7 protein-coding genes are annotated in these 5907 nt (G+C 46.1%); 2 read left to right on the top strand and 5 right to left on the bottom strand.

Features of this window, described 5'->3' with window-relative positions; all coding sequences use genetic code 11:
* Window positions 1–760: MBL fold metallo-hydrolase (locus tag GX419_05670; protein ID NLI24174.1), on the top strand; the 760-nt coding region annotated here is incomplete at its 5' end.
* Window positions 760–1476, top strand: coding sequence for a protein-L-isoaspartate(D-aspartate) O-methyltransferase (locus GX419_05665; protein ID NLI24173.1), 717 nt, complete (start codon window positions 760–762; stop codon window positions 1474–1476). The genes GX419_05670 and GX419_05665, both read left to right, overlap by 1 nt.
* A gap of 90 nt (window positions 1477–1566) precedes the next feature.
* On the opposite strand, the gene GX419_05660 is transcribed toward GX419_05665, so the two are convergent.
* The 5 genes from GX419_05660 to GX419_05640 all read right to left on the bottom strand — a co-directional run.
* Window positions 1567–2436, bottom strand: a complete 870-nt coding sequence (locus GX419_05660) for a hypothetical protein (protein ID NLI24172.1) — start codon at window positions 2434–2436, stop codon at window positions 1567–1569.
* A complete protein-coding gene (locus GX419_05655) occupies window positions 2423–3001 on the bottom strand; it encodes a sigma-70 family RNA polymerase sigma factor (GenBank protein ID NLI24171.1) in 579 nt (192 codons plus the stop codon). The genes GX419_05660 and GX419_05655 overlap by 14 nt, the downstream gene beginning before the upstream one ends.
* Before the next feature lie 182 nt (window positions 3002–3183).
* On the bottom strand, window positions 3184–4176 hold the full coding sequence (locus GX419_05650; protein ID NLI24170.1) for a type IX secretion system membrane protein PorP/SprF: 993 nt from the start codon (window positions 4174–4176) through the stop codon (window positions 3184–3186).
* 31 nt (window positions 4177–4207) lie between these two features.
* Complete coding sequence (locus tag GX419_05645) at window positions 4208–5227, bottom strand: T9SS type B sorting domain-containing protein (GenBank protein ID NLI24169.1); 1020 nt, start codon at window positions 5225–5227, stop codon at window positions 4208–4210.
* Window positions 5228–5263: 36 nt separating this feature from the next.
* Window positions 5264–5907, bottom strand: a 644-nt coding sequence (locus GX419_05640) for a hypothetical protein (protein NLI24168.1), incomplete at its 5' end; no start/stop codon positions are given.

The following is a 5907-nucleotide window of genomic DNA, read 5'->3' as shown; positions in this document are numbered from 1 at the left end:
CTATGGTGACCGGCTCCATACTCCATTGGAAGATTCAGACGAAGAACTTCTCCGTGTTGTGAAACATACCTGCACCGAAAAAAGGGGGAAACTGATCATCCCTTCTTTTGCTGTCGGAAGAACACAGGAAATAGTACTTTCACTGAACAATCTATGGAACGAAGGTCGACTTCCCCGGATTGACGTTTTTGTTGACAGCCCTCTTGCCATGAACATAACGGATGTATTTCGCTTACATCCGGAATGCTTTAATGAAGAGGTCAGGAAGGTTCTGGCCGCCGACCCTGACCCGTTCGGATTCGGTTCATTGCATTATATTCAGTCGGTGGAAGAATCCAAAGCTCTTAATACCCGTACCGAGCCCTGCATCATAATTTCATCCTCAGGGATGATGGAAGCCGGACGGGTAAAACATCATCTGGCCAATACCATTTCTGATCCGCGAAACTCTGTTCTTGTGGTCGGCTATTGCGCACCACAGACTTTAGGTGCCCGCATTCTCAGGGGAGACGAAGAAGTCTCCATTCACGGGAACCGGTACCCGGTGCGTGCAGAGATATTTCGCATAGAATCGTTCAGCGGACACGGCGACTACCAGGAAATGCTTTCTTACCTCTCATGCCAGAAGCCGGAATTGCTCAAGGAAATATTTCTTGTGCACGGAGAATTGCACGCCCAGGAGTTTTTCAAAAACCAGCTGGAAAGAAAAGGATTCAGGAACATCCTTATACCGGAGCAGGGTACTGTTTTTTCAATATAATGAAAACACAAAGATTTTTACTTGCACTTGTCAGTATCAATCTAATCAGTTTTTGCATGCAGCCCCAGCAGGATCCATGGAAGGAGCACCGGGAAAGAATGGTTGAACAGCAAATAGCAGGGCGGGGTGTGACCGATCCGGACGTGCTCAGGGTGATGAAAAAAGTTCCCCGGCATGTTTTTGTTCCTGAACAGGAACGTCCTTATGCATATGGAGATTATCCCCTGTCGGTGGGATATGGCCAGACCATTTCTCAGCCTTATGTGGTGGCATTTATGACCGAACAATTACGGGTCAGGCACACCGACAAGGTACTCGAAATCGGCACCGGTTCAGGTTACCAGGCAGCTGTTCTGGCAGAGCTATGCGATTCGGTCTTCAGCATTGAGATTCACCAGCCCCTGGCCGAAAAAGCCGACTCGGTTTTGAAAACACTGGGATATCGAAATGTGTTCATAAAAACCGGCGACGGGTACCTTGGATGGCCCGAGCATGCGCCGTTCGACAAAATCATTGTCACCTGCGCACCCAGCCATATTCCTCCGGCCCTTATTCAGCAACTCAGAGAAGGAGGACGTATGATCATACCGGTTGAAAAGAATTCATGGACGCAGGAACTTATACTGCTAAAGAAAAAAGACGGTAAAATTATTCAGGATGAGGTATTGCCCGTCCGGTTTGTCCCTATGATCGACCAACATGGCCGTAGTTATTAATACGGATTGTGAAAAGGGATAAAAAACAAACCGGGTTTGTCAGCTATAACAGGATCAACCGGTAAAGATGTAAAATCAGTTTCTTAGAATTTAATCATCCAGGGTATCCAGAAGCTGTTTTGCCCTGAGGTAAAATGTGTTTCCGTCAGGATCAATCTGTTTCAACAGGGTAACAGCTTCACTGATCCGCTGCTGCTTGAGGCGGCAGAGAGCAAGATACCAGCATGCCTGGTTATAAAGTAACTTATTTCCCGAGGACAGAATCTGCCGGAACTGTACTGCAGCATCTCCATATTCATGGAGTTCCATCAGGCAGATTCCCTCGTACAATTTGGCAAGATTTTTATTTTTCATAGAGAATTCGGCCATCTGGAAAGCAGTATAAGCCTTGCGGAAATTTCCTGCTTCGTACTGCTTAAGAGCAGCCTGCCAGGGATTCTCATTCACCAGGGATAATTCGGCACCACGAACTACTGCAAATGCAGGATAGGCAGAGTAATACCGGTTGTAAATCTCTTCAGTTGTAAGACTTTTATGATTCTGGAAGAAATACAACAAGGAAAGGGAGACAAGCAGTGCAATGGAAGCAGCAATACCAACCCAGGAAGATTTTTTGGAGCGGTTGGTATCATCTTTCCGGATATGCTCATACGCCTGGTCAAGTTTTTCCCGAAGTGTTCTGAGTTCTCCGGTATTTTTTTTGTGGCTGTAGTATTTACCAATCTCCTTTTCAAGATGTTGCAATTCATTCACTTCCAGTCCGTCACTTTCCTCCGAAACCTTCCGCACCGAGAAAACGCGCAGTTGCTGCCGCCGTACAAAATCATCCAGTCGTTTGTACAACTCGAAGCGGGCGGCAAAATCCTTATCTGTGGCAAGCCTGTCAAGAAACTTTCTCAGGGTTTCCTCAGCCATCGTGCCATCAAGATACTGCTCGAACAAAAAACTATCGTCCGTCATGGTTTTTAAAATAAGGATGTCGTGATATTTTCTGCAATAATCGCTGTTTACAACGGTATTTCCTGTTCATTGTATAGCTATCACTCGGATAACCAAGTTTTTTTGTAATTTCTGCTATGGATACATTTCTGAAATGTAAATTTAGTATTTTTTTGCATTCCTTGCTCAACTGATTAAACTGCTTCAGGTAAAAATCGAGAAGTTCCTGTTCAAAATCGGAGCTTTCATTTTCCTCAAGGATCAGATATTGCTCATCACCAATTTCTGTAAAATTTAATTTTCTCCTTCGGGTCAATTCTTTTAACCACAGGTGCCTGCTAACCGAATATAAATAAGTCTTTACCGTACAGTGCAATATCAGGCCTTCTTCTTTCAGCTTACCATGCAGAATAATAACCGACTCCTGAAACAAATCGCGGGCATCTTCCTCCGACCCTCCGTTTCTCACTATCAACCAGCGTACTGAAGGAAAAATTTCTTTATAGAGATGTTCAAAAGCTTCATCTTCTTCATTTACAATTCCTTTCAACAGTTCATGGTCGCCATATTTCAGCAGTCGTCCCATGCTACACCTTTTTCCAATCAACACCTGTATATAGCAGGGGGTTAAAAAAATACAGGTTTTTAGTTAAAAACAATTTATCTAACATCGAAAATAAATACTTGTCCTGAAAAAACCAAATGTTTTCGATTTTTTCCGGTAACTATTTTTTGAAAAAAGGCAGGAATTCTTTCTGTCAGTATTTGTCAGAAGCGGTTCAGCCAGCGGTACCGGCGCGCATTGTCGCCGAATTTGGCTGCTACCATAAATTCATGTGTACCAAAGGTACGGCTCATGATATGGCTCAATGAATAATCAAATGCATAACCAAAATAGTACTTGTCAACTTTCATGCCCAGCATAAAAATCAGGGCATTGCCGGTACGGTATGCCATACCGGCCCAGTAATCCTCCTTGTAATAAACTTTGGAACCAATGTCGAGCTGAACAGCTCCGTTCTGAGAGGCTTTGAGAAGAAACGATGGTTCGAGGGTAAAATTGTCGGCAACAGGTGCTTTATAACCAGCCATGAGGAAGTAATGCCTCATCAGCTTATATTGGGTTGTTGCGGGACCGGAAAGTTTCAGCGCTGCCTGCATCATGTCGGAAACGGAAGCCCCGGCATAAAAATATTTGTTCACATAATACACGCCAAAATTGGCATCAGGAACAAATGTATTGAATTTGGTTTCGAGTATCAGGGGATCATCCTCCTCGCCGGTAACAATAGCCTGCCTGTTAATCCGGAACTCGTACGCATTGACTGACACCCCCAGTGAAAGCTGGGATTCTTTCATCCTAATGTGGTATCCGTAAGTCAGCTGAAAACCTGTTCGTATAATGAGGCCGCTCATATCGTTATACACATAGCCTCCCAGGCCTACCCGTCCGCTTCGGGAAGCTATCTGCATTCTCTTTTTGATTTTCAATGATCGGCCAATATAACTGTCTCTCAGCATTCTTGTCTGAATCGAAACGGCATGGGTTTTGGGAGAATTGGGTATGCCCAGCCATTGCTCGCGGGCTGTCAGATTGAGCGCCGTATACCCCTCGCTGCCCGCAATAGCTGGATTGATCAGAAAACCGTTAAAAGTGTACTGACTGTATAACGGAATCTGCTGCGAATGCAAATAAGATGGCATGAGCAGGGCAAGGCCAAGAATCAACCAGTATATTTTCTTTTCTTTATTCAATTTCATTCATTATCTCTTTCTCTTCTATCAAATATTTTTACCGGATAATGGTTACCGATCCGGTAATAGGTTCAATTCCGATGTGCAAATCAATGACATAGAAATATGCATCCATAGGAAGTGGTTTCCCGTTGGACGTTCCATCCCATTCAGCACTGGAATAGCCTTTATCACGCCGGAATACAATACGTCCCCAGCGATCGTATATTTCAACCGATGCGTCGGGATAATTGGCCAGTTTTTCGATATGCCATGTATCATTCCGTCCGTCATTATTAGGTGTAAAGGCATTGGGGATCACACCAAGAATGCGATTGATACTGCAGGGCAATACTGCGACAGTATCCCTGCCAACGCAACCCTTTGCATCGGTAACTTCAAGACGAACAATCTTGGCACCCGATCCTACGGTGATTGTCTGGCCGCTTTCTTCCGTTTCTTTGCGTCCGCTTCGTATGATCCAGTGATAACTGGTCCAGCCAGGACCTGCATCCAGGTCAAAGGTTTCATTGCCGCAGAGTGTGGTATCAGGCCCGAGGTCAATCACCGGGAGAGGATTAACTTTAACAAATACCGAATCGCGGCTTTGACAACCGGACGCATCGGTAGCGATTACCCAAACAGGGCCGCCCCTTGAAAAGGTCTGCCGTGTTGTTGCCCCGTTACTCCATTGATAGGAAACAAAACCACCCGGCGCCACCAGCAACAAACTGTCGCCGTAACATACCTCAAGATTTGTTCCTATACTTATCGTGTTATAATTTACCTGCACCTGGGCGGTTACCGGTTGGCCCACGCAATTGAACTCCGAAGTCTCGAGTACCGACAGAGAATAGATGCCGGGAGGTACATTCCATTGAACGTCAATGGAATCGCCATAATTGTTCAGAATAGTTGCGCCCTGAACTGTCCAGTCGAAATGCGAATTGGCAAGTCCCTGCACTCCATACCGGACTTTGCTTCCCACGCAAACCCGGGGCAGAGTCTGCCCGGGGCTGTGCGCTGAAAACATGCCCAGCAGGAGTGCAAGGACAATATATTGCCGTATCGCTTTCATTTCTGGCAATTCATGCAACCGAAAGATTTATTGAGATTACAAATTCTTCAGATGCTGAATCGGGCTGGTGGTCGGGGTAGGTACAACATAAATTCTGTAGGAACCGGCGGCACCCTGAGCAGCAAGGGCATCCTGCGACTTACGCGAAATGCGGTCGGTAATATTGGTTATAGTTACATCATAATAACCATACTGACCGGCGGGGAGAGAAACCCGCAACCCGTCAGTACCTGAAGTGGGTGTACCTGCCGCTGTACGGGGCGTAGTTGATTCTGCAATTACAGTGGCATCAGTTACTGCAGGAGCCGCCAGGTTGAGCGTATAGGTCTGGGGAGCACCAGCGGCTCCGCCGTTATAGCTTACCGTGTAGGTCACCTCCCAGTTGCCAAGACCGGTAACCGTTAAAGGAACGTAAAAATCAGTACCGGGGTTGATTCCGCAACCACCACCTTCGGTTCCGTCAAAGGCCACCGTTGGACGGGCAAGAACAAATACATTCAGTTCCTCAGGGGTAGCATCTTCACACCCCTGAATGGTGGAACTCAGTGTAACGCTCTTTTCAGCTACCTTAACCTTGTACTGCGTTCCGGCCGCAAATCCCTGCCCTGTGGACCATACAATACTGATTTCATTGTCATAGTAACCGGTACCTGCCTGAACATTGCGGAAGGCATCGTATT

It is taken from the genome of Bacteroidales bacterium (genome assembly GCA_012517825.1).
Lineage (GTDB): Bacteria > Bacteroidota > Bacteroidia > Bacteroidales > JAAYUG01 > JAAYUG01.
Note: the sequence above shows the minus strand (reverse complement) of the source record. Positions and strands in the feature narration are given on the sequence as shown.

Bases quoted from the DNA above. Each gene is read 5' to 3' on its own strand.
- GX419_05655 (NLI24171.1), bottom strand. From the start codon at position 3,001: ATGGGACGACTGCTGAAATATGGCGACCATGAACTGTTGAAAGGAATT.
- GX419_05650 (NLI24170.1), bottom strand. From the start codon at position 4,176: ATGAAATTGAATAAAGAAAAGAAAATATACTGGTTGATTCTTGGCCTT.
- GX419_05645 (NLI24169.1), bottom strand. From the start codon at position 5,227: ATGAAAGCGATACGGCAATATATTGTCCTTGCACTCCTGCTGGGCATG.
- GX419_05665 (NLI24173.1), top strand. From the start codon at position 760: ATGAAAACACAAAGATTTTTACTTGCACTTGTCAGTATCAATCTAATC.
- GX419_05660 (NLI24172.1), bottom strand. From the start codon at position 2,436: ATGACGGACGATAGTTTTTTGTTCGAGCAGTATCTTGATGGCACGATG.